Genomic DNA, 26,208 nt, shown 5'->3' with positions numbered 1-26,208 from the left:
ACTGATACACCGCTTTCGCGAGCAGGCTCGCTCCCACAAGTTTTGTGTTTTGCTTGTAGATCTCAGGCGTTACCGGCCAGCTTCATCCGCGCCGCCTGGGTGAAATCCAGCATCCGCTTCAAAGGTCGAATCGCCTGCGGAATCAACGCCGGATCAACAAAGATCTCGTTCGTCCCTTCCTTCAAGCTCTTGAGCGTACGCTCAAGGGTATTCATGGCCATCCACGGACAATGTGCGCAACTGCGGCACGCGGCGCCGTTACCGGCGGTTGGCGCCTCGATGAAGACCTTGTCCGGGCACAGCTGCTGCATCTTGTAGAAGATGCCGCGGTCGGTGGCAACGATCAGGGTCTTGTTCGGCAGGGACTGCGCCGCGGCGATCAATTGACTGGTGGAGCCCACGGCATCTGCCAGTTCGATCACGGCAGTCGGCGATTCGGGGTGCACCAGAATGGCGGCGTCAGGGTACAAGGCCTTCATGTCTTCAAGCTGCTTGGACTTGAACTCCTCGTGGACGATGCAGGCTCCGTCCCACAGCAACATATCCGCGCCGGTCTTGCGCTGAATGTAGGTGCCCAGATGCTTGTCAGGCCCCCAGATGATGGTCTCGCCGTTGTCCATCAGGCTTTCGACGATTTCCAGTGCACAACTCGACGTCACCACCCAGTCGGCCCGGGCTTTGACGGCAGCGGAGGTGTTGGCGTAGACCACCACCGTGCGCTCCGGGTGCTGATCGCAGAACGCCGAGAATTCGTCAACCGGGCAACCCAGGTCCAGCGAGCACGTCGCTTCCAGGGTTGGCATCAGCACGCGTTTTTCCGGGTTGAGAATTTTGGCGGTCTCACCCATGAACTTTACGCCGGCGACTACCACGGTCTTGGCCGGATGGGCATTGCCGAAGCGGGCCATTTCCAGAGAGTCGGATACACAGCCACCGGTTTCTTCGGCCAAGGCCTGAATCACCGGATCGCAATAGAAGTGGGCAACCAGCACCGCGTCCTGAGCCTTGAGCTCGGCGGCGATGGCAGAACGGTAATAAGCCTCTTCCTCGGCAGTCAGCGGTTTGGGCTGTTTGGCGTCGAGGTGGGCTTGAACCAGAAGGCGTTCGGAAATCAGCGTCATGTTCGCAAGACCTGCAGGCGCTTTCGCGCGAAAGTCGAGTATACACCCGGCTCCGGACCGCTTGAGGGTACCGCCGGGAGAGTGAGTTTTATCAGGCACGGACAGCGTTGAAGCTGCGCAAGGCTACAGAATATCCCGGGGATACAAAAGATGATTCTGACCTGCGTCAGCGCAACTTGCACTGGAACAACGCACGTCCAAATCGCAGGCAAAAAAAAACCCGGAAATCCTCACTTGCGTGGGCCTTCCGGATTTTCTAAACCGCCAAAAATGGTGGGTCGTGTGGGATTCGAACCTACGACCAATTGGTTAAAAGCCAACTGCTCTACCAACTGAGCTAACGACCCGCTGTGTGGTGGCGCGTATAATACTGATTTTTAAGGACTATTCAACACCTTTTTGAAAATAATCAAAAATAAGGTGTTGGATCGCTCACGCCGGCCGCTGCGAAGCCTTCTGCGCGCAGGCGGCAGCTATCGCATTTACCGCAGGCACGGCCTTCATCATCGGCCTGATAGCAGGAAACAGTCAGCCCGTAATCAACGCCCAGCTTCACGCCCGCCTGGACGATCTGCGCCTTGCTCAGGTTCTGCAGCGGCGCCTGAATGCGGAAACCATCACCCTCGACGCCGGCCTTGGTCGCCAGATTGGCCATGCGCTCGAACGACTCGATGAACTCGGGACGGCAATCCGGATAGCCGGAGTAGTCCACCGCGTTCACACCGATGAAGATGTCGCGAGCGCCAAGCACCTCTGCCCAACCCAACGCCAGAGACAGGAACACCGTGTTGCGTGCCGGCACGTAAGTGACCGGGATGCCTTCACCCAGCTCTTCAGGGATATCAATGCTGGTGTCGGTCAGTGCCGAGCCGCCCATGCCATTGAGGTTGATGCCGATCACCTTGTGCTCGACCACACCCAGGTCGCGAGCGACGCGCGCAGCAGCATGCAATTCAGCATGGGAGCGCTGGCCGTAATCGAAACTCATGGTGTAGCAGGCGTAGCCTTCAGCGCGGGCCATGGCCACGACCGTTGCCGAGTCCAGACCACCGGACAGCAGGATCACCGCACGTTTTTCGGTTGTGTTCAGTTGTTCAGTCATTTCAGCGCCCCGGCTCATCATTCCATAGATATTTATGCAGCTGCAGTTGCAACCGCACTGGCAGGTTGTCCGCCACCACCCAATCCGCCAGATCCCTTGCGTTGAGGTCATGGTGACTTGGAGAAAACAGAACTTCGCCGGCACGCCGGTCGAGCCCGTACTGGATCAGTTTGGACACCGCCCAGTCGTAGTCTTCCCGCGAGCAGATGACAAACTTCACCTGATCGTTGGGCGTCAGCAGTTCGATATTTTCGTAAAGGTTGCGATGGGCTTCTTTCGAGCCCGGTGTCTTCAGATCAAGCACGCGACTGACGCGCGGATCGACCGCCGAAATATCGAGAGCACCGCTGGTTTCCAGCGAGACCTCATAACCGGCATCACACAGCTGTTTGAGCAAGGGAATGGCGTTCGGCTGCGCCAACGGCTCACCGCCGGTGACACAGACGTAACGCGGACGAAACCCGGCCACTTGCTCGAGTATATCGTCGAGCGTGCGGACGGTGCCGCCACTGAACGCGTAGGCACTGTCGCAGTATTGGCAACGCAATGGGCAACCGGTCAGGCGCACAAAAACAGTGGGCAGCCCGGCAGTCCGCGTTTCCCCCTGCAAAGAGTAGAAAACTTCGGTAATTCTCAATGTGTCTTGCATAGTCGCCACGGGCGTAACAGCTAAACAGGCTGTCCGCCTCCGTCAGGCACTTCAGGCAATCGCGCCAACGCGCGGACCACAAGAAGCGTGTTTCAGAAAAAGGGCGTGAATTCTAACGAAAAAACCCGCGACAGGCGCGGGTTTCTTCTAAACGGGTGCAGCACCTGAAAAGCTCAGGCTTACATGCGCTGCAAATCGCGTTGCGCCAACTGAGCGGCGGATGTACCCGGATATTGGGCCACCACCTGTTGCAGAATGCCTTTCACCTTGTCGGTGTGACCGAGGCGGCGCTCTACATCAGCCAGCTTGTACAGCGAATCCGGCACCTTGTTGTGCTTTGGATACAGCTGCGAAACCTTGGCGAAAGCCTGACCTGCACCTTGCAGATCACCCTTGGCCAGGTTCACTTCGCCCAACCAGTACTGGGCGTTGCCCGCGTACTGGCTGTTCGGGTATTTGCGCAGGAATGCCGAGAAAGCCTGGCTGGCCTTGTCGAAATCCTTGGCTTTGATCAGGTCGAAAGCGGCATCGTAATACAGCTTTTCCTTGGCCGGATCAGCCGGTTCGCTACCCGCAGCAGGTGCCTGGGCGGCAGCAGCCCCGGCGCCAGCGGCAGCACCGGCAGCAGCACTTGCATCGCCACCGGCAGAAGAATTCTCAGGAGTCGCGGCAGGTGCAACACCGGATCCTATGCGTCGATCAAGATCCTGGTATCGCTCCAGGGATTCTTGCTTCATACGCGCAACCTGGTTCTGCAGTTCTTCAATCACACCTTGCTGGCGGGATATCTGATCCTGCATCTGTTGCAGTTGGTTAAACAGCATGCCTTGTGCCGAGGCAGGGGCCGAAGCCGCTCCCCCGGCATAGGCGCCGTTCGTACCGTAACCCGCAGGCGGATAACTGCTCCCGCTATTGTTATAACCGGAGTTGTCATCGACCACAGGAACCGCAGCCCACACCGCAAGCGGTGCGAGACTGAGAGCCAGAACAGTTACAGCACGACGGCACGTTCGCATATCGAATTACTTACGCAGTTCGACGCGACGGTTTTGAGCCCAGGACTGCTCGTCGTTGCCGGTAGCAACTGGACGCTCTTCGCCGTAGGAAACCAGTTCCAGCTGAGCTGGGGAAACACCTTGCAGTACCAGGTAGCGTTGAACGGCTTTCGCACGACGCTCGCCCAGCGCCATGTTGTACTCACGAGTACCACGTTCGTCGGTGTTGCCTTCCAGAACAACGCGAGCGCCGTTTGCTTTCAGGTCTTTGGCGTGAACGTCCAGAGCGCGCATGGCTTCTGGCTTCAGGTCCGAGCTGTCGTATTCGAAGTAGAAGGTGGTGATTGCGCGCAGAGCAGCTTCTTCGCTCAGGGAACCGTCAACGGCACCAGTGTTTGCGCCGTAACCAGCGTTTGGATCAACAGCGCCTTCACCGGCGTTGTCGCCGCCTTTGGACGAGCAACCTACAGCTACAGCCATGGCCAGAGCCAGCGCAGCAAATTTACCAAACTTCAGCATTTCCATCGTGAAACTCCTAATGAACCCCAGTGTGTTAAGTAAAACGTGTAGCGCCCGCTCACTTCAGGTAAGGGGACCAGGACGGTTCTCTGACTTCGCCTTGAGCGGTAGGAAGCGGGAGCCTAACGCGTCCATTAATGGACACGAGCATCAAGACTCCCCGGCCCTGCTGGCGGGTGGCGTAGATTACCATGGTGCCGTTGGGTGCAACAGTGGGTGACTCGTCCAGAGTGCTATCAGTGAGGATCTTTACACTACCTCGCTGCAAATCCTGGGCTGCCACCTTGAAATTGGTGAAACCATCCTGGCGATGGATCATCACCAGCGTCTTTTCATCTGCCGAAAGTTTCGGGTTGGCGTTGTAGTTACCTACGAACGTCACACGCTCGGCACCACCGCCACTGGCGCTGGTTTTGTAGATTTGTGGCTTACCGCCGCGGTCCGAGGTGAAGTAGATGGTCGAACCATCCTTGCCCCAGTACGGTTCGGTGTTGATGCCTGGGCCCGCTGTTACACGATTGATCTGACGCGTAGCCAGGTTCATCACGTAGATATCCGGGTTACCGTCTTTAGACAACACGAACGCCAGACGATCACCATTCGGCGACCAGGCCGGTGCGCCGTTCAGGCCTTCGAAGTTGGTGATCTGCTCACGACGACCCGTGTCGATGTTCTGCATGAAGATACGTGGACGCTTCTGCTCGAACGACACGTAAGCGATGCGCTTGCCATCCGGTGCGAAACGCGGCGACAGGATCGGCTCGCGCGATTGCAACAGAGTCACGGCGCGAGCACCGTCATAGTCCGAACGCTGCAAGGTGTAACGGGTGTTCTTCTCGGAGAAGCGTTCAGCCGTCACGTAAAGCAGGCGGGTCGAAAACGCGCCCTGGATACCGGTGAGTTTCTCGAACGACTGGTCAGAGATGTAGTGCGCCATATCGCGCAACTGCTCCGTGGTACCGGAAACACTGCCGTCAGCCACTTTCTGCTCGGTGGCTACGTTGAACAGTGCCCATTGCACCTGCAGACGACCGCCCGCTGGTGCGATGCTGCCGACCATCATGTATTGAGCACCTACCGCCTTCCAGTCACGGAAGATGATTTCGCTCGCCTGGCTTGGCTGGCTGATCATGTTTTGCTTTGGAATCGGCGAGTAGTAGCCCGAGTTACGCAAATCGTTACCAATGATTTCAGCCATGTCGTCCGGCAGGACGGCGCCGCCCTGCAAACCGAACGGTACAACGGCGATCGGAGTAGCCCGATCGCTGCCGCTGGTGACCAGAATGTTCTTTTCATCAGCCATCGCGATCCCTGCCATGCAGCAGATCACGACCAGCATTCCTCGAAGAAGGTTTCTCACAAGGCTAGATCCTCAGGTGTGAATGTCATCTTGAATGAACGATACGGAGCGAAATCGCTCGGCTTCATTCCCTGCATTTCTGTCAAACGTCCAATATTCTTGACCGCCGCTACTGCCGAAGCATCGAACGGACCATCGCCACTGGATTTGGACACGCTGACCGAAGTCACCGTACCGTCCGGCAACATGCCGATTTGCAACACGACCGTCATGCCTTTGCGTGCCGAAGGTGGACGAGCCCAGCCTTCCGCTGCCCGCGCACGAATCAGGTCATCGAAACTGCCCGCGACTTCGTCACCCTGTTCATCGGCCAAGGCCTGCTGACGCTGCGGCGTGTCGGAAAGCAAATCTGCCAAGGCCTGAGCCTTTTTGTCTTCGGCAGATTTACGTGCCGCTTCCTGCGCTTTCTTCTTCGCAGCATCGGCAGCAGCTTTCTTCTTCGCTTCGTCGGCGATTTTCTTCTTCGCCTCTTCAGTTTCAGACTTCTTCTTGGCGTCTTCGGCGGCTTTCTTCTTCGCGTCTTCGACGATCTTTTTCTTCGCTTCTTCAGCGGCCGCTTTCTTGGCCTCTTCTTCAGCAGCCTTTTTGGCTTCTTCTTCAGATTTCTTCTTGGCTATATCAGCCAATTGTTTCTCTTCTGCCTTCTTGGCTTCGGCGGTCTTCTTCGCGTCATCGGCTTTTTTGGCTTCATCAGCCTTTTTCGCCTCGTCCGCTTTTTTCGACTCGTCGGCCTTCTTGGCTTCCTCGGCCTTTTGAGCCGCTTCTTCTTTCTTTTGTTCCGCAGCTTTCACCGCTTCCTGCTCGACCTTTTTCTGTTCCATCTGCTCGACTTCAGTCTGGCGCGCGGCGGATTTCTTCGCCTCACCCGCAATCTTCTGATTGGTCTGGGTGGTTGCCTGACTTTTCGATTTCAGCTGGTACAGGGTCGCCTGGACAATCGGCTTGGCCGGCGGCAGTTCTGGTGTAAAGGCGAAACTGACGAACAGCATGCCGAACACCAGCACGTGCAGGACAATCGCCAGAACACTAGGCCAGAAGTAGCTTTCCGAGGCAGACGGCTCTCGCAGTGGCTGCATCAGGGGGCCTCGGTAATCAAACCAACGTTACCGACCCCGGCTTTCTGCAATCCGCCCATGGCGCCCATGACGGAACCATAGTCGACGGTTTTGTCGCCGCGGATGAAGACCTGGGTACGCTTGCCGCCTTCGGTACCGGCGCGAATGATCTTGGTCACCGCGTCGGTCATCTGCGGCAGGGTCATGGCCCTGTCCTGTTGCTTCTCGGTGTCGACTTCGCTGCCAAGGTTCCAGTAATAGGTCTTGTCAGCCTTGATCGAAATGGTCAGGACCTGGGTGTTGTTGTCCTGCGGCAAGGCTTCGCTGGAAACCTTGGGCAGATCAACTTTCACGCCCTGATTGAGCATCGGCGCGGTCACCATGAAAATGACCAGCAGTACCAGCATCACGTCGATGTAAGGCACCACGTTCATCTCGGCGACCGGCTTGCGCTTTTTGCGAGCTCGAGCGATTAAAGCCATTGGAAATTACCTGCTTATTCTTCGCTGGTGTGCACTTTGCGGTGCAGGATCGCCTGGAATTCATCGGCGAAGGTGTAGTAACGGCCCAGCAGGGTTTCGCTGCGAGCAGCAAAACGGTTGTAAGCGATTACTGCAGGGATTGCCGCAAACAGGCCGATCGCCGTGGCGATCAGTGCTTCGGCGATACCCGGAGCCACGGTGGCCAGGGTCGCTTGCTGGGCGCTGGCCAGACCGCGGAAGGAGTTCATGATGCCCCATACGGTACCGAACAAACCAATGTACGGGCTGACCGAACCCACAGTGGCGAGGAACGGCAAGCTTTGCTCCAGTTTCTCTTCTTCGCGAGAGATGGCCACACGCATGGCTCGGGCCACGCCTTCCATTACCGCTTCAGGATCGACACCTGGCTGCTGGCGCAGACGGGAGAACTCTTTGAAACCGGCGCGGAAGATTTGCTCGACGCCCGAATCCGGATCAGGGTTGCTGCCGGCCTGACGGTACAGTTTGGACAAATCGATACCCGACCAGAAGCGCTCTTCGAAGCTCTCCAGGGCGCGTCGACCGGCACGCAGCAGGTTGCTGCGCTGAAAGATCATGATCCATGAGGTCACCGATGCGGCCACCAGAGTCAACATTACCAACTGCACCACGATGCTGGCATTGCTGACCAGGCTCCACATGGAGGAATGGTCGACGACGTTAGCTTCCACGCTTTATCTCCTGCTTTGAGTGTGTACCCGGGCCGACCGCGTCGGCGAAAGCCGCACGCAAGTCTTCGGGAAGGGCCCGGGGTTTCAAACTGTTAGTGCGCACACAGGCCACCAAAAACTGCCCTTCACAGAGCAGCACATTATCCGTTGCCCGCCTGACCTGCTGTTTGAAACGCAGGCTGGCACGGTTCAATTCGATTACTTCAGCACTTACCAGAAGCTCGTCGTCCAGTCGCGCCGGCGCGTGGTAACGCGCTTCGCTGGAGTGCACGACAAACAACAGGTCCTCCCCGGCAAGCTGCGATTGGGCAAAGCCCAGTTCGCGGAGCCGCTCGGTTCGAGCCCGTTCCATAAACTTGAGGTAATTAACGTAATACACGATGCCGCCCGCATCGGTGTCCTCGTAATAAACGCGACAACGATGTGCGAACGGCTCAAGCCCGTTTTGCGCGCGCATACTCTAGTGCTTACTCCTCATGTTGCCAATCCGGCCAGACAACTGTTTTTCGTTGTTTCAGGGCTTTATCGCAAAAGTACCGTCCTCTGACAGTACAAACCCTGAATAAATCGACAACAAATGTGTATTAATCGTCCACGGCATCGAGAAACTCGTCTACCACGGGCGTCTCACCCATTCGTGACGGAATGTTTAAACCGAAATGCAGATACGCATGCCGCGTCACCACCCTGCCCCGTGGCGTGCGCATGATGTAGCCCTGCTGGATCAGATACGGTTCCAGCACGTCTTCAATCGTGTGGCGTTCTTCACTGATGGCCGCTGCAAGGCTGTCGATACCGACGGGCCCACCATCGAACTTCTCGATCATGGTCAACAGCAGGCGCCGATCCTGATGATCGAAACCATGCTCGTCGACATCCAGCAGGTTCAACGCCAGATCCGCCACCGCTTTGGTGATGTGGCCCTTGGCGCGCACTTCAGCGAAATCGCGCACACGGCGCAGCAATCGATTGGCAATTCGCGGTGTGCCACGGGCACGTCGAGCGATTTCGAAGGCGCCCTCCGGGTCCAGGGGCAAACCAAGAATATTCGCCGAACGACTGACAATCGTCGACAGATCCGCGGTGCTGTAGAACTCAAGACGCTGGACGATACCGAAGCGGTCACGCAACGGGTTGGTCAGCATGCCTGCACGAGTCGTCGCACCGACCAGGGTGAACGGCGGCAGGTCGAGTTTGATCGAGCGTGCTGCCGGCCCTTCACCGATCATGATGTCGAGCTGGAAATCTTCCATCGCCGGGTACAAGACTTCTTCGACGATCGGCGACAGACGATGGATTTCATCGATGAACAGCACGTCATGCGGCTCAAGATTGGTCAGCAATGCCGCCAGATCACCCGGACGCTCCAGAACCGGCCCCGAGGTGCTCTTGATCGACACGCCCATTTCCTGGGCGATGATGTTGGCCAGCGTGGTTTTACCCAGCCCCGGCGGGCCGAAGATCAACGTGTGATCAAGCGATTCGCTACGGCCACGAGCAGCCTGGATGAACAGTTCCATCTGCTCGCGCACGGTCGGCTGGCCAATGTAGTCAGCCAGACTGACCGGGCGAATGGCGCGGTCCTGGACTTCTTCGCGCTCGCGCGGAATGTGCGCAGCGGCGATCAGACGATCAGCTTCAATCACTTAAATCATTCCCTTCAGGGCGCGGCGGATCATGTCTTCACTGCTCAAATTCTTGTCCTTGATGGCCGAAATTGCCTTGCTCGCTTCCTGCGGCTTGTAACCCAGGGAAATCAACGCGCTGACCGCATCGTTCTCGGCGGTATTGACCGGCGCCGGGCCGTCCGGCTGGTTTGGCACCAGGGCGAACATGGCCGGCGAGGTTTCCCAGGCCTTGAAGCGATCCTTCAGCTCGACGAGCAAACGCTCGGCGGTTTTCTTGCCGACGCCCGGCACCTTGGTCAGCGCCGACGTGTCCTGGGACTGCACACAGCGGACCAGCTCATCGACTTCCAGACTCGACATCAATGCCAGGGCCAATTTCGGCCCGACACCATTGAGACGGATCAACTCGCGAAAAAAGTCTCGCTCACGCTTGCCGGCGAAACCATAGAGTAACTGCGCGTCTTCGCGTACGACCAAGTGCGTGTGCAGGGTCAGCGGTTCACCGACCGGCGGCAGGCGATAGAGGGTGGTCATGGGCACTTCCAGCTCATACCCGAGGCCATTTACATCGAGAATCAGGTGCGGCGGCTGTTTCTCAGCCAGGGTGCCGCGCAAGCGTCCAATCACGTTTCAGATCCTTGAGCGTTGGCCAGCCGTGGGCTGGCGACTGACGGAAAGCGTGCTTCAGGCCGACGACCCAGGCGCGAAACCCGCATTCCGGAAAATTTGATTGCTGATGCTATCAGAGACGCAGGCGCCCGCCACGACTGCGTGCCGCTCCCAGGCCATGCGGCAGCAGACTGGAACGAGTGTGAGCGTGGCAAATGGCAATGGCCAGGGCGTCCGAAGCATCGATTTGCGGTTTGCTGGTCAACTTCAGCATGTGCATGACCATCATTTGCACCTGCTCTTTATTCGCCGCGCCCGTGCCGACCACTGCTTGTTTGACCTGGGTGGCCGTGTACTCGGCGATTTCCAGACTTTCTTCGGCACCGGCAACAATCGCCGCGCCACGGGCCTGCCCGAGCTTGAGCGCGGAGTCGGCGTTTTTCGCCATGAACACTTTTTCGATGCCCATGGTAACCGGGCCGTAGGTCTGAATGATTTCACGCACTCCGCGATAGACGATTTGCAGTCGTTCATGCAGCTCGCCAGCGCCGGTGCGGATGCAACCAGAGGCGACGTAGATGCAGCCGCCACGTCCGGTATCGCGAACAATGCCGTAACCGGTGATGCGCGAACCGGGGTCGATACCAAGAATTAAAGTCATAACGCCTGCGGGTTCGGAAAAAGCACGAAATTCGGTACAACAAATAACAAATGTGGGAGCTGGCTTGCCAGCGATGACGGAGTGTCAGACCACATCATTTTCTGATGTGCCGACGCCATCGCTGGCAAGCCAGCTCCCACATGAAAGCCTAGTCGCTCTTAAGCGAGCTGAGCAGCGACGTCTTCTGGAATATCCGCGTTGGAATAAACGTTCTGCACATCGTCCAGGTCTTCAAGCATGTCGATCAGCTTGAGCACCTTCTCCGCGCCGTCCAGGTCCAGTTCGGCGCTGGTAGTCGGCAGCATGACGATTTCTGCGTCATCACCTTTGAAACCGGCGGCTTCCAACGCGTTACGCACGGAATAGAAACCGGCGAACGAAGTGAACACGTCAATCGAACCATCTTCGTTCGTAACCACATCATCGGCGTCTGCTTCCATCGCCGCTTCGATCAGTGCGTCCTCATCAACGCCCGGAGCGAAGGAGATCTGGCCCTTGCGCTCGAACAGGTACGCTACCGAACCGTCGGTGCCCAGGTTACCGCCGCACTTGCTGAACGCATGGCGCACAGCCGCTGCGGTGCGATTGCGGTTGTCGGTCATGCACTCGACCATCACCGCCACTCCGCCCGGACCGTAACCTTCGTAACTCAGCTCGACCATGTCGTCGGTGTCGGCGGCACCGGCACCACGAGCAACCGCGCGATCAATGATATCGCGGCTCATGTTCGCACCTAGGGCCTTGTCCAGAGCCAGGCGCAAACGCGGGTTGGAACCTGGATCACCGCCACCCTGACGGGCAGCAACGGTCAGCTCACGAATCCACTTGGTAAAGATTTTGCCTTTCTTGGCATCCTGACGTTCTTTGCGGTGCTTGATGTTCGCCCACTTGGAATGACCCGCCATAACTCGCTCCGAATTCTCTTTGAAACGTTGCCCGCCCTGCTCTTGCAGCGGCCGGCAAACAAAAAATCTTGAACAGCTTTCAATCTATAAGAAAGAAAAAAGGCGCATCCGAAGATGCGCCTTCAGGCCCGTCTTACTCAGCCTTTGGCGTTTCGCGCAAACGAATGTGCAATTCGCGCAATGCCTTGGCATCCACCACACCCGGTGCTTGCGTCATGACGTCGGCAGCGCTCTGGGTTTTCGGGAAGGCGATCACTTCACGGATCGACTGGGCGCCGGTCATCAGCATCACCAGACGGTCCAGACCGAAGGCCAGGCCACCGTGCGGCGGCGCACCGTACTTCAGGGCGTCGAGCAGGAAGCCGAATTTCTCTTCCTGTTCCGCTTCGTTGATGCCCAACAGACGGAACACCGACTGCTGCATTTCCTTGCGGTGGATACGGATCGAACCGCCACCCAGCTCAGTACCGTTCAGCACCATGTCGTACGCGCGGGACAGAGCGCCGGCCGGGTTGGCTTCGAGCTCTTGCGGCGTGCATTTCGGCGCGGTGAACGGGTGGTGCAGCGCAGAGAAGCTGCCGTCGTCGTTTTCTTCGAACATCGGGAAGTCGACGACCCACATTGGCGCCCACTCGCAGGTCAGCAGCTTCAAGTCGTGACCGAGCTTGATGCGCAGTGCACCCAGTGCTTCGCTGACGATCTTGGCCTTGTCGGCGCCGAAGAACACGATGTCGCCATCGACTGCGCCAACGCGATCAAGGATCACGTTCAGCTTGTCTTCCGGGATGTTTTTCACGATCGGCGATTGCAGACCTTCAACACCGGCAGCGCGCTCGTTGACCTTGATGTACGCCAGGCCCTTGGCACCGTAGATGCCGACGAACTTGGTGTAGTCGTCGATCTGCTTGCGCGGCATGCTCGCCCCGCCTGGAACGCGCAGTGCGGCAATACGGCATTTCGGATCGTTGGCCGGGCCGCTGAAGACCTTGAAATCGACTTCTTTGAGTTGATCGGCAACGTCGACCAGCTCCAGCGGGTTACGCAGGTCTGGCTTGTCGGAACCGTAGCGGCGCATGGCTTCTTCGAAAGTCATGTGCGGGAATTCGCCGAATTCCAGACCCAGCACTTCCTTGAACAGGTTGCGGATCATTTGCTCGGTGAGGCCCATGATCTCTTTTTCATCGAGGAAACTGGTCTCGATGTCGATCTGGGTGAATTCCGGCTGACGGTCGGCACGCAGGTCTTCGTCGCGGAAGCACTTGGCGATCTGGTAGTAACGGTCGAAGCCGGCCACCATCAACAGTTGCTTGAACAGCTGCGGCGATTGCGGCAGCGCGAAGAACGAACCGGCGTGAGTACGGCTTGGCACGAGGTAGTCGCGTGCGCCTTCCGGAGTTGCACGGGTCAGGATCGGCGTTTCAACGTCGAGGAAGCCGTTTTCGTCAAGGAAGCGACGGATGCTGGTGGTCATGCGCGAACGCAGACGCAGCTTCTCGGCCATTTCCGGACGACGCAGGTCGAGGAAGCGATAGCGCAGGCGGGTTTCTTCGCCAACGTCGGAGTATTCGTTGAGCGGGAACGGCGGGGTTTCCGACTCGTTCAGCACTTCCAGTTCGTAACCCAGCACTTCGATCATGCCCGACGCCATGTTGGCGTTGGTTGCACCGGCCGGACGCAGACGCACCTTACCGGTGATCTTCACGACGTACTCGCTGCGCACGCGATCGGCGGCGGCGAAGCTCTCGGCACGATCCGGATCGAACACCACCTGGGCCAGACCGTCACGATCACGGATATCGAGGAAAATCACCCCGCCGTGGTCGCGGCGACGGTGAACCCATCCGCAAAGGGTAATTTCCTGACCTTCCAGGCTTTCGTTCAGTTGGCCGCAATAGTGGCTGCGCATCATGGTAGTGGTTCGCTTCTCGTAATTCGAAATTCGGTGGAGATCCCGTCGCACTCAAGCATTGTGCGACGTGGGGAAACTCACGCGTGTCGTTCGACCTGGGCCTGAACCCTAGTCAGATTTGTCGCTACCGGCCAGGTTCTTCTTGGTTCCGGTCTTGAAATCGGTTTCGTACCAACCGCTGCCGCTGAGGCGAAAGCCGGGCATCGACAGCTGTTTCTTGAGCTCTGGCGCCTGGCAGGCAGGGCAGTCGACCAGCGGTGCATCGCTAATCTTTTGAATGGCTTCCAACTGATGACCACAGGAAGCACATTGATAATCGTACATCGGCATGGAGGTGTCTCGGCGATCAGATTGCCACCGCGCGCAGGGCTTTGCGGCGAAAGAGCGGGATTATATCCATTAAATGCGGCCTGTGCAGCCGTAAGACTGCACAGGCCGCAACCTCCTTTGCAACCGCTGTTTCAGAGCGATTTCGCTGACTCAGCGACTTTGATCCCGCTCATGACACACACCACTCGTACCAGCGCACTGAAATTTTTCACCCCGCCGTGACGCAGATGTACCTCACGGTCAACGTGGGATAACAGTGAGCTGATCGAACAGCAGTTGTCTTTGGCCATGGCGCCGAGGATGTTCCAGTACACCTGCTCCAGCCGCAGGCACGTCGCGTATCCGTTCAAACGCACGGATCGGGACAGCGGCTGTACCAATGACATGTCGAATTCGTTGACGAACGGATCGAACTTCAATTCATGTTGCAAGCCGACATTCCTGTCGCCTCGCCTGTCTCCCTCTATCATATCGGTGACACTCCTTTGCCATCTCTGCGGGTTTTTCAAAGTCACATCCTGTGACTTCATAAAAGCGCAGACGCAAAGTTATATCCAGATGACTAATTGACCATCCCCGTAGGATAAGCCAACGATAGAAGTAAGACTGTGGACAGCGCGGGCATCCCCAAGGCCTGCCCGCGCACTTGGGTCAGGCTTCGAGCAATGCGCGCAACATCCACGCGGTTTTTTCATGAACCTGCATGCGCTGGGTCAGCAGGTCGGCCGTCGGCTCGTCACTGACTTTGTCGAGCAGCGGGAAAATGCCGCGCGCGGTGCGGGTCACGGCTTCCTGACCGGCGACCAGTTGTTTGATCATGTCCTCGGCGCTGGGCACCCCCTCCTCCTCCTTGATAGAAGAAAGCCGCGCATACGTGGCATAAGCGCCTGGGGCCGGGAAACCAAGGGCGCGAATGCGCTCGGCGATTGAATCGACGGCCAGTGCCAGCTCGTTGTATTGCTCTTCAAACATCAAGTGCAGCGTACGGAACATCGGGCCTGTGACGTTCCAGTGGAAGTTATGGGTTTTCAGATACAGCACGTAGGTGTCCGACAGCAGACGCGACAGCCCCTCGACGATGGACTTGCGGTCTTCTTCACTGATACCGATATCGATTGCCATGTTTACCCCCTAACGGCGATTTGAATTCATCCAAGGTACCGCCCCACTCTAGCAAGGCTGTCGATCCCTCGCAGCCCCGAATCGACACTCGCACTGCGACAAATCGACCACTTTGCTGCCGCTGGCCGGCCTGATTTGAGTAGCTGCAGGCTTTGCTGTTAAATAGGCAGTGTGTCGCTATGCCCCATTTTCCGGGGATTTGCGCATAGGCTGATGCTGCGTCCGTGTCCACCGCCTCTTATTTTGTCCCGAAGCGAACCGTGCGCCTCCAGCTCTTCCTTGTGAGCCGTTAATAACGTGAGCCAATCAAAATGTTGAAAATCGTCCACCTGCTAATGGGCGCAGCGGCACTGCTGCTGTCGTTCATACCTAGCTTGAAATCCGAAGCCGTTCCCTACCTGCAACAACCCGATGCACTTTACCTGGCCTTTTTCGGCCTGCTGAACCTGGTCATTGCCCCGGTGATTCCTTACTGGAACAAAGGCCCGCGCCAGCATCTGCAAAATCTGGTCAGCGCTCTTCTGGTGCTGACTGTCGTCCTCCAAACCTTGACCCTGATCGCGCCGATGCCTGTCATCGCCGGCCAGCCAGCCGTGTTGTTCAGCCTGGTGATTGCCCTGGTTGCCGTGGTCCTGCACCTGGCCGTCAGCTTTTATCGATCTTCACCGGCAGCCACGCCAACCACCTACGACATGACCAACCGCGATACCGGCACCGTCAAGTGGTTCAACACTTCCAAAGGCTTCGGCTTTATCTCCCGGGATTCCGGTGATGACATTTTCGTGCACTTTCGCGCGATCCGTGGCGAAGGCCACCGCGTTCTGGTCGAAGGCCAGCGCGTGGAGTTCTCGGTGATGAACCGGGACAAAGGCCTGCAAGCCGAGGACGTGATCGCCGCGCTGCCGCGCCGCTGATCCAAGGTATAAAAAAACCGCGAGCAGCGTGCTGTTCGCGGTTTTTTTACGCCTGATGAAAAGACCGCGCCTTAGTAGTGTGGCGGAGGTGCTTCTTCCTCGAAGGATTCGAACTGCCCGACCATTTCTTCCTGACGCTTGAGCAACGCAGCCATTTGCAATTGCAGGCGCTCGACCACCCGCTGCTGCGCCACCAGGATGTCGTTCAACGTCTGGATAGTGTCGTCCTGAAACGCCAGACGGCTTTCCAGATCGTTAACGCGTTCTTCCAGGGTCATGACTCAGCCCTCCAAAAAGGTGAAATCTTCGGTCAGCACCACACGCAACTGCGCGCGAATGGCGGCCACCTGCTCGCTTTCATAAGGCTTTGCCGGATGCTTGCCCCAGACCGGCGCAGGCCACGCCGCGTCGTCGCGTTTGCGCACGATCACATGCATGTGCATCTGGCTGACCACGTTACCCAGCGTAGCGACGTTCATTTTGTCGGCATCGAACAAGTCTTTGAGCAACTCGGCCAGCGCGGTGGTTTCCAGCCAGAGCTGTTGCTGATCGGCGACATCCAACTGAAACAACTCGCTGATATCGTTGCGGCGTGGCACCAGGATGAACCACGGGTAGTTGGCGTCGTTGGACAGCAACAGACGGCAGAGCGGAAAGTCGCCGATGGCCAGTGTGTCCTGTTGTAGTCGTGAATCTAAAGCAAACACTGCGCGCACTCCCGGCTGATCTACATAATTCAGCTTGGCGGGCCACCCGACAGGCAGCGCACCAAGCGACAGAACTGCAGCATACCTGCGAATGCGCTCGCCTTCACGAGGACTGTGCCCTGGCCATTTCTCCGGACGCCCCGACATGTGACATTTTTTGATTTGATGCACCAGCACGGAACCCGACCAGATGACCAGTGCGCTGAAATGGCCGAAAAACCGTGAGGTGCTCACGATCGCTCGCAGACAGGTCTGTATGAATACGGTACAGCGCGTAAATTTTTTGCACCAAAACCGCACAGTGGGTCTACGCTCAGTGCGTCGGGCATCCGCCGAATACTCACTGGCGGGGTGAACCGGTAACGTTTTTGGTTGTCGCGCGCCAATTACGGCGTGGCAACACCATACGAACAATCGCGTCAAGCCCTTACAAAAAGCGGCTTGGCGCCCCGTATTTATGAGGCTTTTACAGGTAAAGACAAGCGTGTTGAAAAATAACCGCACCGAAATTGCAGTTTGTGCACGCTTGTTGCAAGCGTACTCATATGGACTATAAGCGCACCACGGGATGTGGGAGCCTTAAGCCCGATAAAAACAGTGGCAGGGTTGCCCGATGGAGATTCAAGTGTTTTGCCAGGGACTCTTTTTTAGCGATGCAAAAGGCTAGAAAAACAGCGAGAAAGTTGTCGGTCCGCTTGCATCGGTACTGTGAATTTGCGACATCTACCAAGCCGTCTGCGACAGCGTCGTAAAGAAGGCGAAAGGTTCGATTAGCAAGTATCGCCAACAATGTCGGCGTGATATAAGTTTGCGCCGACACAAAAAGAAAGAGCCGCCCAGATAATAAAACAGGTGGGACGGCAGTACTCTTCTAAAAACCAAAGGAGCAAATCACGATGCGCGTGATGAAGTGGAGCATGATCGCCCTGGCTGTTGCAGCAGGCACCTCGCAGTTCGCAGTTGCGTCTTCTCAAGAAGAATCCAAGGGCTTTTTTGAAGATCAGAGCCTGAGTGTCAAAAGTCGCATGCTGTACATGAACCGCGACTTCAAGAACGGTGCCTTCAACGACCAGAGCACCCCTAACAAAACGCGTAAGAAAGGCTACCGCGAAGACGCCGGCCTGGGCATGCAGGCAGTTTATGAGTCGGGCTTTACCCAAGGCACAATAGGGTTCGGTCTGGACGCCTTGGCCAATGGCATGATCAAACTGGACAGCGGCCCTGGTCGTACCGGTAACGGCCTGTTCGGCAAGGACAGCGACGGCACACCAGAAGACACCCAATCGAGCGCTGGTGGTGCGGTCAAATTCCGTTTTTCCGACACTGTTCTGAAGTACGGTAACCAATACGTTGCCAGCCCTGTCTTCTCTACAGACGACAGCCGTTTGCTGCCAGAAGTCGCCACAGGTACTTTGATTACCAGCAAGGAAATCAAAGGTCTTGAGTTGAGCGCTGGCCGTTTCACTGCGCTGAGAGATCAGGACCAAACAGGCCGCGACAGCCTAGGTCTGAAGTCCGCCAACATTGGCGGTGCGACCTATCAGTTCACCGATAACTTCGTAGCCGGTGTGGCTGCTTCCGACGTTGAAGACCACTTCAAGAAGCAGTACATCAACGCCAACTACACCCTGCCGATCAACGACGAACAATCGCTGAATTTCGACTTCAACGGGTACAAGAGCAAGAGCCAAGGCGACGAGCTGTCCGGTGACATCGATAACCGCATTTGGTCCCTCGCAGCCGCTTATAGCATCGGCGCGCACAAGTTTACCGTGGCTCACCAGCGCTCCAGCGGTGACAGCGGTTACTCGTATGGCGCAGTGGACGGCGGCGGCACCATTTTCCTCGCCAACTCCGTGCAATACTCCGACTTCAACGGCGAAGACGAACGCTCCTGGCAGGCTCGCTACGACCTGAACATGAAGACCTACGGCGTTCCTGGCCTGAGCTTCATGACTCGTTACGTCCGTGGCGACAACATCAAAACCGCCGATGACAGCGGGTCCAAAGAACACGAATGGGACTTCGAGACCAAATATGTTCTGCAAAGCGGTCCAGCCAAGGACCTGTCTTTCCGCGTACGTAACGCGGTCTATCGTGCAAACTCCGCGTACGATAGCGACAAAGTTGATACCCGCCTGATCGTCGAATACCCGCTGAACATCTTGTAATTCAGCGCTAGTTCGTCTAGCCACATAACAAGGCAACAAAAAAACGCTCATCTGATCCAGATGAGCGTTTTTTTTGTGTCTGGTTTCATACAGTCTTTGATTGTTGCTAGTTAGATAGCAACCTAACAAAGCGGAACTGATGAAACCTTCAGGCCATAACTCAGATGTTTACTGCGGCACAGTCTCCTGAACCACACGAATAACGCGCTGCGGAAACGGAATATCAATGCCTGCAGCTTTTAAACGATCGCGGGACAGTTCATTTAACATGAACATCACATCCCAATAGTCTGCAGTTTTAACCCAAACACGCAGGGACACCGTGATCGAACTGTCGCCCAGTGTCGAGACCACTGCCTGCGGCGCCGGGTCCTGCATAACACGTTCATCCTTGGCCAGATCCAGCAGTACCTGACGGGCCGTTTGCAGATCGGCTTCGTAATCCACGCCCACATCGAACACAACCTTGCGGGTTGGCTGACGGTTGGTATTGGTGATGATGCCGTTCGACAGGTTGCCGTTTGGCATGATGACGGTCTTGTTGTCGCCGGTACGCAGGACGGTATGGAAAATCTGGATGCTGTCGACGGTACCCGCCACGCCTTGCGCTTCGATCCAGTCGCCAATGCGGAACGGACGGAACAGCAGGATCAGCACGCCGCCGGCGAAGTTCGCCAGGCTGCCCTGCAACGCCAGACCGATGGCCAGACCCGCAGCACCGATCGCGGCAACGAACGAGGTGGTTTCGACACCGATCATCGAAGCCACGCTGACGATCAGCAGCACCTTGAGAATGATGTTGGCCAGGCTGCTGATAAAGCCTTGCAGTGCCAGGTCAGCGTTACGCAGGGCCAGCAAACCACCGAGTTTTTGCGTGACCTTGTTGATCAGCCACCAGCCGATCCCCAGAGTAATCACTGCCAGCAGCACGCGGCTGCCGTATTCCATGATCATCGGGATCCACGCCTGGGATGCCTTGACCAGGTGGTCTACTTCAGCATTCAAATCCATGTTCTATCTCCTGATTTCCGGCCATTCGGCACGCGAAAGATAAGCGGCAGAAAACCGCCGGGGTGTACATAAATCAAATGTGGGAGCGAGCCTGCTCGCGAAGGCGGTGTGTCATTCAGCAATGAGGTTGACTGACACGCCGCCTTCGCGAGCAGGCTCGCTCCCACAGGTCCGCCGATAAAGCTTAATCGCGGAAGTTGTTGAACTGCAGCGGCATGCCGAATTCCTTGGCACGCAAGGCCGCGATGGCTTCTTGCAGGTCGTCGCGCTTCTTGCCGGTCACACGCACCTGCTCGCCCTGAATGGCAGCCTGCACCTTGAGTTTGGCGTCCTTGATGTGGCCGACGATCTTCTTCGCCAGTTCCTTGTCGATGCCTTCCTTGAGCACGGCGTCCTGCTTCATCAGCTTGCCCGAGGCGTACTCATCCTTGACTTCAAGGCACTGCACGTCGATCTTGCGCTTGACCAGGGCCAACTTGAGGATTTCGATCATCGCTTCCAGCTGGAATCCGGCTTCAGCGGTCAGACTGACAGTCAGGTCCTTTTCCTTGAACTCGAAACTGCCTTTACCTTTCAGGTCATAACGACGATCGAGTTCCTTCACGGCGTTCTCGACCGCGTTGGTGAGTTCGTGTTTGTCCAGTTCGGATACCACGTCGAACGACGGCATGTAATTTCTCCAATAAAAAGGCGCGCTCTATGTGGATGGAGCGCGCTTGGCTTGCGGTTAAAATCGGGCTCATTATAACGGGTCTTTTCCTGTCGACACGCGAGCCGCGCATGCCTGTCCCCAATCGAGCAAAAAACTGATGTCTACCCCTTGGCACATTCTTGGCGCCGGCAGTCTCGGCACACTCTGGGCTACGCGGCTGGCTCGGGCCGGCCTGCCGGTGAGGCTGATCGTGCGCGACGTGACGCGTTTGCGCAGCTATAACGCAGCCGACGGGTTGACCCTCGTAGAAAACGGACAAGCCAACACTTATGCAGTTCCCGGCGAAACTCCGGACAATCCCGAACCGATCCGTCGCCTGCTGGTGGCCTGCAAGGCCTACGACGCCGAAAACGCAGTGGCCCGCCTCGCCCCACGCTTGACGCCCGATGCGGAAATTATTCTGCTGCAAAACGGCCTCGGCAGTCAGGACGCTGTCGCCGCGCGAGTACCGCATGCACGCTGCATCAGCGCTTCAAGTACCGAAGGCGCGTTCCGCGATGGCGACTGGCGTGTGGTGTTCGCCGGCCACGGTTATACTTGGCTCGGTGATGCCGCTCATCCGGTGGCGCCGATCTGGCTGGATGATCTTGAGGCGGCGAAAATCCCCCACGAATGGAGCACCGACATCCTCACACGGCTGTGGCGCAAACTGGCGCTCAACTGTGCGATCAATCCGCTGACGGTGTTGCACAACTGCCGCAACGGTGGCTTACAGGCGCATCATTGCGAAGTCGCTACGCTCTGCGCCGAGCTCGCCGAACTGCTGCAGCGCTGTGGCCAACCTGCGGCGGCGGAAAACCTGCAACAGGAAGTCGAACGGGTGATCCAGGCCACCGCGGCCAATTACTCATCGATGTATCAAGATGTCGCCAATCAGCGCCGCACGGAGATCAGCTATCTATTGGGCCACGCCTGCAAAGTCGCCGCACGCCACCAGTTGACCCTGCCGCACCTCAATCAACTGCAGCAACGCCTGATCGCTCATCTGCGCAGCCTCGGATTGCCCAGCGACTGAGCAGCGGCTACGCTGGCGACTTGTTCCTTTGCTGCGAAAAACCCGATGCCATTGCGCCAGCGCCTCGAAAACCTGCCGGTCGGCCAGAAACTCCTGGCCGCCCTGCTGGTGCTGTTGACCACTGTGTTGCTGGTCGCCAACCTGACTTTTATCAGCGCCGCCTATTACATTTCCCAAGAGAGCATGGCCCCGCAGGCCTTGCAGACCATCGGCCGTCTGATCGCCAACCCGAGCCTGGTGAGTGAAGCCCTGCAATCACCGCAAAGCGCCGAACGCCTGCTCAAGGAACTCGACAGTTATTCACCACTGCGCGCCGCCGCCCTGTATGACGGCAAAGGCGAACGGCTGGCGCAATTGCAACACGGCGACAAACTCCACCTGCCGGAACGTTACCGACACATCGAAGCCTGGCAACTCACCGAATTTCGCACCAACCAGGTGATCACCCTGCCCCGCCCCGGCACCGAGCCGGGTCATCTGCTGCTGGTAGCCAGCAGCGAACTGCCGATGGCGTTCTACACCGGCACGCTCACGGCCAGCCTCGGCATCCTGATTTTCAGCGTGCTGTTGTGGCTAGTGATTGCCCGGCAGATCAAACGGCTGATCACCCGCCCTATCCATCAGCTCGAAGAGCTGTCGCGTCAGGTCACCCGCGAAGAGAACTACGCGTTGCGCGCCTCACGCGGCAACCATGACGAAATCGGCAGTCTCGCCGAGGCGTTCAACACCATGCTGTCGCGTATCGAAGCCCGCGAACAGCAGCTCAAACGCGCCCGCGATGACTCGCAAGCCGCTTACGATCAGGCGCAGGGGCTGGCCGAGGAAACCCGCCACACCAACCGCAAGCTTGAGCTGGAAGTTCAGGTGCGCAGCAAAATCGAAAAGAAACTCACCGGTTTCCAGAATTACCTCAACAGCATCATCGACTCGATGCCTTCGGCGCTGATCGCGCTCGATGAGCAGCTCTACGTCACCCAATGGAACCAGGAAGCCAGCGCCCTCTCCGGCACACGCCTGGACGAAGCGCTGAACCAGCCGATCTTCCTCGCGTTCGAACCGCTGAAACCGTTTTTGCCGCAGCTCAAGCAGACGGTCGAGCAGCACACCGTGGCGAAGATCGAACGGGTGACATGGTTCAAGGACGATGAGCCCAAACATTACGCGCTGACCTTCTACCCGCTGATGGGCGGTACCGGGCGTGGCGTGGTGATCCGTATCGACGACATCACCCAGCGCCTGTCGCTGGAAGAAATGATGGTGCAGTCAGAAAAAATGCTCTCGGTCGGCGGCCTCGCGGCGGGCATGGCCCATGAAATCAACAACCCGCTCGGTGCGATCCTGCACAACGTGCAAAACATCCGTCGACGCCTGTCGACAGACCTGCCAAAGAACCTCGAAACCGCCGAGCAACTGGGCATTGAGCTGGACACAGTCAACCGCTACCTGCAAGGCCGGGAAGTCCCGAAACTGCTCGATGGTATTCAACAGGCGGGGGCGCGGGCAGCGAAAATCGTCACCCACATGCTCAGCTTCAGTCGCCGCAGCACTCGTCAGATGGCACCGTGCGATCTGCCAGCGCTGATTGATCAAGCGGTGGAAATCGCCGGTAACGACTTCGACCTGGCGATCGGTTTTGACTTCAAGGGTCAGGCGATCATCCGCCAGTTCGATCCGGCGCTAGGCCCGGTGCCGGGCACCGCCAACGAGCTGGAGCAAGTGCTGCTCAACCTGTTGAAAAACGCCGCGCAAGCCATTCACCAGCGCGAAGAGGACAGCGAGCCAGGACGGATCATCCTGCGCACGCGGCTCAATCCGCCGTGGGCCGAGATTCAGGTCGAGGACAACGGCATCGGCATGAGCGAGAACGTGCGCAAACGCACCTTCGAGCCGTTTTTCACCACCAAGGAAATCGGCCAGGGCACAGGGCTCGGCTTGTCGGTGTCGTATTTCATCATCACCAATAACCACAAAGGGCAGATGGAGGTGCAGTCGGCGCCGGGGCAAGGAACGTGTTTCACTTTGCGTCTGCCGCTGGCCCAACCGCTGCCTATCGCGGCTCAACCAATCAATTAACGAGGTAACCCATGGGCTTTCGCCTGTCGAAAATCTACACCCGCACCGGCGACAAAGGCGAAACCGGCCTGGGCGATGGCCGCCGCGTGCCCAAGGATCACCCACGCATCGAGGCCATTGGCGAGGTCGATACGCTGAACAGTCAGGTCGGCGTGTTACTGGCCGGTTTGATTGCCGAGCGTGAGACGTATCCAGGCTTGAACGAGCTGGTCGAGGTGTTGGCACCTTGTCAGCATCGGCTATTCGACCTCGGGGGCGAGTTGGCGATGCCGCAGTATCAGGCACTGAACGAGGCGGAAATCGAACGGCTGGAAGCGGCGATTGATGTCTGGAATGAAGAGTTGGGGCCGCTGGAGAACTTCATCTTGCCGGGCGGTTCGATGCTGATCGCTCAGGCGCATGTGTGCCGGAGTCTGGCAAGGAGTGCCGAGCGGCGGTGTCAGCATTTGAATGCCGAAGAACCCTTGGCCGGGGTTGGGTTGGCTTATATCAATCGATTGTCGGATTTGTTGTTTGTCGCGGCACGGGTGATTGCGCGGCGACAGGGGATTGCGGAGATTTTGTGGCAGCCGGCAGCTAAACCGACAAAGGATTAGAGCCTGTCGGTACGCCATCGCTGGCAAGCCATCTCCCACAAGTTCCATTGGTGTGCACATCATCAGTGAACGACACAAATCTCTGAGGGAGCTGGCTTGCCAGCGATGAGGCCGGTGGCCGCTCTACATAATCAAGCCTCAGGCCAGAACGCCCGAATCCCTGCTACACCCTGCGCGCCAACACCCCAGGCCTTTTCGCGCTCCGCCGGGCCAACTCCCCCCAACAAAAACACGGGTTTGCTGAAGCCCTCGATCAACGTCGAAGCCTGCTCCCAGCCCAAGGGCTGAGCATCAGGATGCGTCAGGGTCGGCTGTACCGGCGACAAGGTCACAAAATCCACACCCATCTGCTCGGCCAGCGCCAGTTCTTCGGCGTTATGGCAAGACGCCGCGAGCCAGCGCTGCGCCGGTAATGGACGCCCCGCTGCCGCGTATTTACGCAACTGCGCGGACGTGATGTGCCACCCGGCAGACGGAAAATCACCGAGCCATTCGAAGGGCCCCTTGATCATCAACTGCGCCTTGCCTGCACACAGCCCCGCGGCGTCCACCGCCAGATCGCGGTACTTCGGGTCATAGCCATTGGGGGCGCGCAGCTGGATCAATTTGATCCCGCCGGCAATCGCTTTCTGAATCCCGCGCAGCAAAGCCGGGGGTTCCAGATCTTCCGGTGTGATCAGGTATTCGGCAGGCAAGCGTGCCGCTGCGACGATCGGCTGGTTGGCGGCAGGGAACTCGTAGTTCACCAGCTCCTTCGCCGTCACCCAGGCCAATGGCTGGCCTTCGGCGCCGTGCGGCTCGCCGCTGAAACTCGACACTTCCCAGACATCCAGCAACACCTGCTTGTCCGGGTAATCGTGACGCACCTTGATCAACGGCCGAGCGGCACCCACGGTGATGCCCAATTCTTCTTGCAGCTCTCGAGCCAGCGCGGTTTCGACCGATTCGTCGGCCTCGACCTTGCCGCCGGGAAACTCCCACAAACCACCCTGATGCTGGGTGTCGGCACGGCGGGCGATAAGGATTTTGCCACTGCTGTCACGAATGACGGCGGCGGCGACGTGTACGCGTTTCACGGATTCAATTCCTCCAGTCCAGCCTTTTGCCACGCCTTGAAGGCGGGCCATTGGTAGACGGTTTCAACATAGGCTTCGTCGGCGTCCGGCAGTTTCACCTGATAGGTACGCAGGCGCACGGCGATCGGCGCAAAAAACGCATCGGCCAGGCTCACCCGGCCAAACAGGTACGGCCCGGACTCGGTGGCGACGGCACGGCATTCTGCCCACAGCGCGAGCATGCGCTCGATATCGACCTTAACCTCGGGCGGCACCGGATTCAGCGGCGCGTCGTGGCTCAGGTTGAACGGCATGTGGTTGCGCATGGCGAAAAAGCCGCTGTGCATCTGCGCACAGGCTGATCGGGCTTGGGCCCGGGCGGCGATATCGGTTGGCCAGAGTTGCTCGGAAGAAAACTGCTCGGCCAGGTATTCGGCAATCGCCAGCGAATCGGCAACAGTGCCGAGGGCGGTTTTCAGCAGCGGTACCTTGGCGGTCGGCGAATGCTTGAGCAAAAGCGCGCGGGTGTCAGGCTTGCCGAGTTTGATCAACTCTTCGGTGTATGGGGCGCCGGTCAGCTCAAGCGCCAGCGCGGCGCGTAACGACCACGAGGAAAGCAGTTTGTCGCCGATGATCAGGTGCAGGGACATGGTGTGGCGCCTTTTCGTCAGTGGAAAAACCTTGGGATCTGTTGCGTCTGGACCGCCACCTTCGCGAGCCGGCGCGCTCCCACAGAGTTCACCGGTGCACACAACTTTTGTGAGCACCCGAGATCAGTGTCGGAGCACGCCTGCTCG

General features: G+C 57.9%; 29 protein-coding genes and 1 tRNA gene. 5 read left to right on the top strand and 25 right to left on the bottom strand.

The window, feature by feature from the left end; genetic code table 11:
* Positions 1 to 62: 62 nt before the first annotated feature.
* The 19 genes from nadA to AB4P92_RS22860 all read right to left on the bottom strand — a co-directional run bounded on the left by nadA (position 63) and on the right by AB4P92_RS22860 (position 15,157).
* Entirely contained in the window at positions 63 to 1,121 is a 1,059-nt protein-coding gene (gene nadA, locus AB4P92_RS22950; RefSeq protein WP_261735889.1) for a quinolinate synthase NadA, read from the bottom strand.
* A 271-nt stretch (positions 1,122 to 1,392) separates the two neighbouring features.
* Positions 1,393 to 1,468, bottom strand: a tRNA-Lys gene (locus tag AB4P92_RS22945).
* Between the two features lie 62 nt (positions 1,469 to 1,530).
* Complete coding sequence (queC, locus tag AB4P92_RS22940; protein WP_042560633.1) at positions 1,531 to 2,223, bottom strand: 7-cyano-7-deazaguanine synthase QueC; 693 nt, start codon at positions 2,221 to 2,223, stop codon at positions 1,531 to 1,533.
* Position 2,224: 1 nt separating this feature from the next.
* Positions 2,225 to 2,872, bottom strand: a complete 648-nt coding sequence (gene queE / locus AB4P92_RS22935) for a 7-carboxy-7-deazaguanine synthase QueE (RefSeq protein WP_047302757.1) — start codon at positions 2,870 to 2,872, stop codon at positions 2,225 to 2,227.
* A gap of 179 nt (positions 2,873 to 3,051) precedes the next feature.
* A complete protein-coding gene (ybgF, locus tag AB4P92_RS22930) occupies positions 3,052 to 3,888 on the bottom strand; it encodes a tol-pal system protein YbgF (protein ID WP_047302758.1) in 837 nt (278 codons plus the stop codon).
* Positions 3,889 to 3,894: 6 nt separating this feature from the next.
* On the bottom strand, positions 3,895 to 4,392 hold the full coding sequence (gene pal, locus AB4P92_RS22925) for a peptidoglycan-associated lipoprotein Pal (protein WP_003178634.1): 498 nt from the start codon (positions 4,390 to 4,392) through the stop codon (positions 3,895 to 3,897).
* Positions 4,393 to 4,444: 52 nt separating this feature from the next.
* Positions 4,445 to 5,725, bottom strand: a complete 1,281-nt coding sequence (gene tolB, locus AB4P92_RS22920; RefSeq protein ID WP_080896057.1) for a Tol-Pal system beta propeller repeat protein TolB — start codon at positions 5,723 to 5,725, stop codon at positions 4,445 to 4,447.
* A 17-nt stretch (positions 5,726 to 5,742) separates the two neighbouring features.
* Positions 5,743 to 6,822 (bottom strand): cell envelope integrity protein TolA, encoded by a 1,080-nt coding sequence (tolA, locus tag AB4P92_RS22915; RefSeq protein WP_395598205.1) that lies wholly within the window; start codon positions 6,820 to 6,822, stop codon positions 5,743 to 5,745.
* Positions 6,822 to 7,274 (bottom strand): protein TolR, encoded by a 453-nt coding sequence (gene tolR, locus AB4P92_RS22910; RefSeq protein ID WP_161806672.1) that lies wholly within the window; start codon positions 7,272 to 7,274, stop codon positions 6,822 to 6,824. The genes tolA and tolR overlap by 1 nt, the downstream gene beginning before the upstream one ends.
* Before the next feature lie 23 nt (positions 7,275 to 7,297).
* Positions 7,298 to 7,993, bottom strand: coding sequence for a protein TolQ (gene tolQ / locus AB4P92_RS22905; RefSeq protein WP_008080223.1), 696 nt, complete (start codon positions 7,991 to 7,993; stop codon positions 7,298 to 7,300).
* Complete coding sequence (ybgC, locus tag AB4P92_RS22900) at positions 7,983 to 8,450, bottom strand: tol-pal system-associated acyl-CoA thioesterase (protein ID WP_064119107.1); 468 nt, start codon at positions 8,448 to 8,450, stop codon at positions 7,983 to 7,985. The genes tolQ and ybgC overlap by 11 nt, the downstream gene beginning before the upstream one ends.
* A 127-nt stretch (positions 8,451 to 8,577) precedes the next feature.
* Positions 8,578 to 9,639 (bottom strand): Holliday junction branch migration DNA helicase RuvB, encoded by a 1,062-nt coding sequence (gene ruvB, locus AB4P92_RS22895; protein ID WP_115146137.1) that lies wholly within the window; start codon positions 9,637 to 9,639, stop codon positions 8,578 to 8,580.
* Entirely contained in the window at positions 9,640 to 10,248 is a 609-nt protein-coding gene (ruvA, locus tag AB4P92_RS22890) for a Holliday junction branch migration protein RuvA (protein ID WP_042560639.1), read from the bottom strand. It lies immediately after the preceding gene.
* Positions 10,249 to 10,363: 115 nt separating this feature from the next.
* Positions 10,364 to 10,891, bottom strand: coding sequence for a crossover junction endodeoxyribonuclease RuvC (gene ruvC / locus AB4P92_RS22885; RefSeq protein WP_007912737.1), 528 nt, complete (start codon positions 10,889 to 10,891; stop codon positions 10,364 to 10,366).
* A gap of 158 nt (positions 10,892 to 11,049) precedes the next feature.
* Positions 11,050 to 11,796 (bottom strand): YebC/PmpR family DNA-binding transcriptional regulator, encoded by a 747-nt coding sequence (locus AB4P92_RS22880; RefSeq protein ID WP_115146136.1) that lies wholly within the window; start codon positions 11,794 to 11,796, stop codon positions 11,050 to 11,052.
* Positions 11,797 to 11,929: 133 nt separating this feature from the next.
* Positions 11,930 to 13,705 (bottom strand): aspartate--tRNA ligase, encoded by a 1,776-nt coding sequence (gene aspS / locus AB4P92_RS22875; protein WP_042560641.1) that lies wholly within the window; start codon positions 13,703 to 13,705, stop codon positions 11,930 to 11,932.
* Positions 13,706 to 13,813: 108 nt separating this feature from the next.
* Complete coding sequence (locus AB4P92_RS22870) at positions 13,814 to 14,035, bottom strand: FmdB family zinc ribbon protein (RefSeq protein WP_042560642.1); 222 nt, start codon at positions 14,033 to 14,035, stop codon at positions 13,814 to 13,816.
* Between the two features lie 131 nt (positions 14,036 to 14,166).
* Entirely contained in the window at positions 14,167 to 14,505 is a 339-nt protein-coding gene (locus tag AB4P92_RS22865; protein WP_210622690.1) for a ribbon-helix-helix domain-containing protein, read from the bottom strand.
* A 181-nt stretch (positions 14,506 to 14,686) separates the two neighbouring features.
* Complete coding sequence (locus AB4P92_RS22860; RefSeq protein ID WP_042560644.1) at positions 14,687 to 15,157, bottom strand: Dps family protein; 471 nt, start codon at positions 15,155 to 15,157, stop codon at positions 14,687 to 14,689.
* 311 nt (positions 15,158 to 15,468) lie between these two features.
* Between AB4P92_RS22860 and AB4P92_RS22855 the strand changes: the two genes are divergently transcribed.
* The gene (locus tag AB4P92_RS22855) at positions 15,469 to 16,071 is read left to right on the top strand and encodes a cold-shock protein (RefSeq protein WP_042560645.1); all 603 of its coding nucleotides are present in this window, start codon (positions 15,469 to 15,471) and stop codon (positions 16,069 to 16,071) included.
* A 71-nt stretch (positions 16,072 to 16,142) separates the two neighbouring features.
* On the opposite strand, the gene AB4P92_RS22850 is transcribed toward AB4P92_RS22855, so the two are convergent.
* Both AB4P92_RS22850 and AB4P92_RS22845 read right to left on the bottom strand, forming a co-directional pair.
* On the bottom strand, positions 16,143 to 16,349 hold the full coding sequence (locus AB4P92_RS22850) for a SlyX family protein (RefSeq protein WP_042560646.1): 207 nt from the start codon (positions 16,347 to 16,349) through the stop codon (positions 16,143 to 16,145).
* A gap of 3 nt (positions 16,350 to 16,352) precedes the next feature.
* Positions 16,353 to 16,778 (bottom strand): HIT domain-containing protein, encoded by a 426-nt coding sequence (locus AB4P92_RS22845; RefSeq protein WP_042562185.1) that lies wholly within the window; start codon positions 16,776 to 16,778, stop codon positions 16,353 to 16,355.
* A gap of 896 nt (positions 16,779 to 17,674) precedes the next feature.
* On the opposite strand from AB4P92_RS22845, the gene AB4P92_RS22840 reads away from it, so the two are divergent.
* Entirely contained in the window at positions 17,675 to 18,949 is a 1,275-nt protein-coding gene (locus tag AB4P92_RS22840) for an OprD family porin (RefSeq protein WP_395598204.1), read from the top strand.
* 168 nt (positions 18,950 to 19,117) lie between these two features.
* On the opposite strand, the gene AB4P92_RS22835 is transcribed toward AB4P92_RS22840, so the two are convergent.
* Together AB4P92_RS22835 and AB4P92_RS22830 are read right to left on the bottom strand one after the other, a co-directional pair.
* Positions 19,118 to 19,960: a mechanosensitive ion channel family protein gene (locus AB4P92_RS22835; protein ID WP_261735892.1), complete on the bottom strand. Its 843-nt coding sequence runs from the start codon at positions 19,958 to 19,960 to the stop codon at positions 19,118 to 19,120.
* Between the two features lie 184 nt (positions 19,961 to 20,144).
* Positions 20,145 to 20,630, bottom strand: coding sequence for a YajQ family cyclic di-GMP-binding protein (locus AB4P92_RS22830; protein WP_042560649.1), 486 nt, complete (start codon positions 20,628 to 20,630; stop codon positions 20,145 to 20,147).
* A gap of 139 nt (positions 20,631 to 20,769) precedes the next feature.
* Between AB4P92_RS22830 and AB4P92_RS22825 the strand changes: the two genes are divergently transcribed.
* From AB4P92_RS22825 to AB4P92_RS22815, 3 genes are read left to right on the top strand one after another with little or no spacing between them, the layout of a single operon-like run.
* Positions 20,770 to 21,687: a putative 2-dehydropantoate 2-reductase gene (locus AB4P92_RS22825; RefSeq protein WP_395598203.1), complete on the top strand. Its 918-nt coding sequence runs from the start codon at positions 20,770 to 20,772 to the stop codon at positions 21,685 to 21,687.
* Between the two features lie 45 nt (positions 21,688 to 21,732).
* Positions 21,733 to 23,760: a HAMP domain-containing sensor histidine kinase gene (locus AB4P92_RS22820; protein WP_042560651.1), complete on the top strand. Its 2,028-nt coding sequence runs from the start codon at positions 21,733 to 21,735 to the stop codon at positions 23,758 to 23,760.
* 11 nt (positions 23,761 to 23,771) lie between these two features.
* Positions 23,772 to 24,356 carry a cob(I)yrinic acid a,c-diamide adenosyltransferase gene (locus AB4P92_RS22815; protein WP_042560652.1) on the top strand — a complete coding sequence of 195 codons (585 nt, stop codon included), beginning with the start codon at positions 23,772 to 23,774 and terminating at the stop codon, positions 24,354 to 24,356.
* A gap of 131 nt (positions 24,357 to 24,487) precedes the next feature.
* Here AB4P92_RS22815 and AB4P92_RS22810 read toward each other — a convergent pair whose 3' ends face one another.
* Positions 24,488 to 25,432, bottom strand: coding sequence for a Nudix family hydrolase (locus tag AB4P92_RS22810; protein WP_261735894.1), 945 nt, complete (start codon positions 25,430 to 25,432; stop codon positions 24,488 to 24,490).
* The gene (locus tag AB4P92_RS22805) at positions 25,429 to 26,061 is read right to left on the bottom strand and encodes a glutathione S-transferase family protein (protein ID WP_261735895.1); all 633 of its coding nucleotides are present in this window, start codon (positions 26,059 to 26,061) and stop codon (positions 25,429 to 25,431) included. Before AB4P92_RS22805 ends, AB4P92_RS22810 begins: the two co-directional genes overlap by 4 nt.
* Positions 26,062 to 26,208: the final 147 nt, after the last annotated feature.

This window comes from Pseudomonas sp. A0308, from assembly GCF_044218815.1.
Classification (GTDB): domain Bacteria; phylum Pseudomonadota; class Gammaproteobacteria; order Pseudomonadales; family Pseudomonadaceae; genus Aquipseudomonas; species Aquipseudomonas iridis.
The sequence above is the reverse complement of the archived record's forward strand: the minus strand, read 5'-3'. Positions and strand labels throughout refer to the sequence as shown.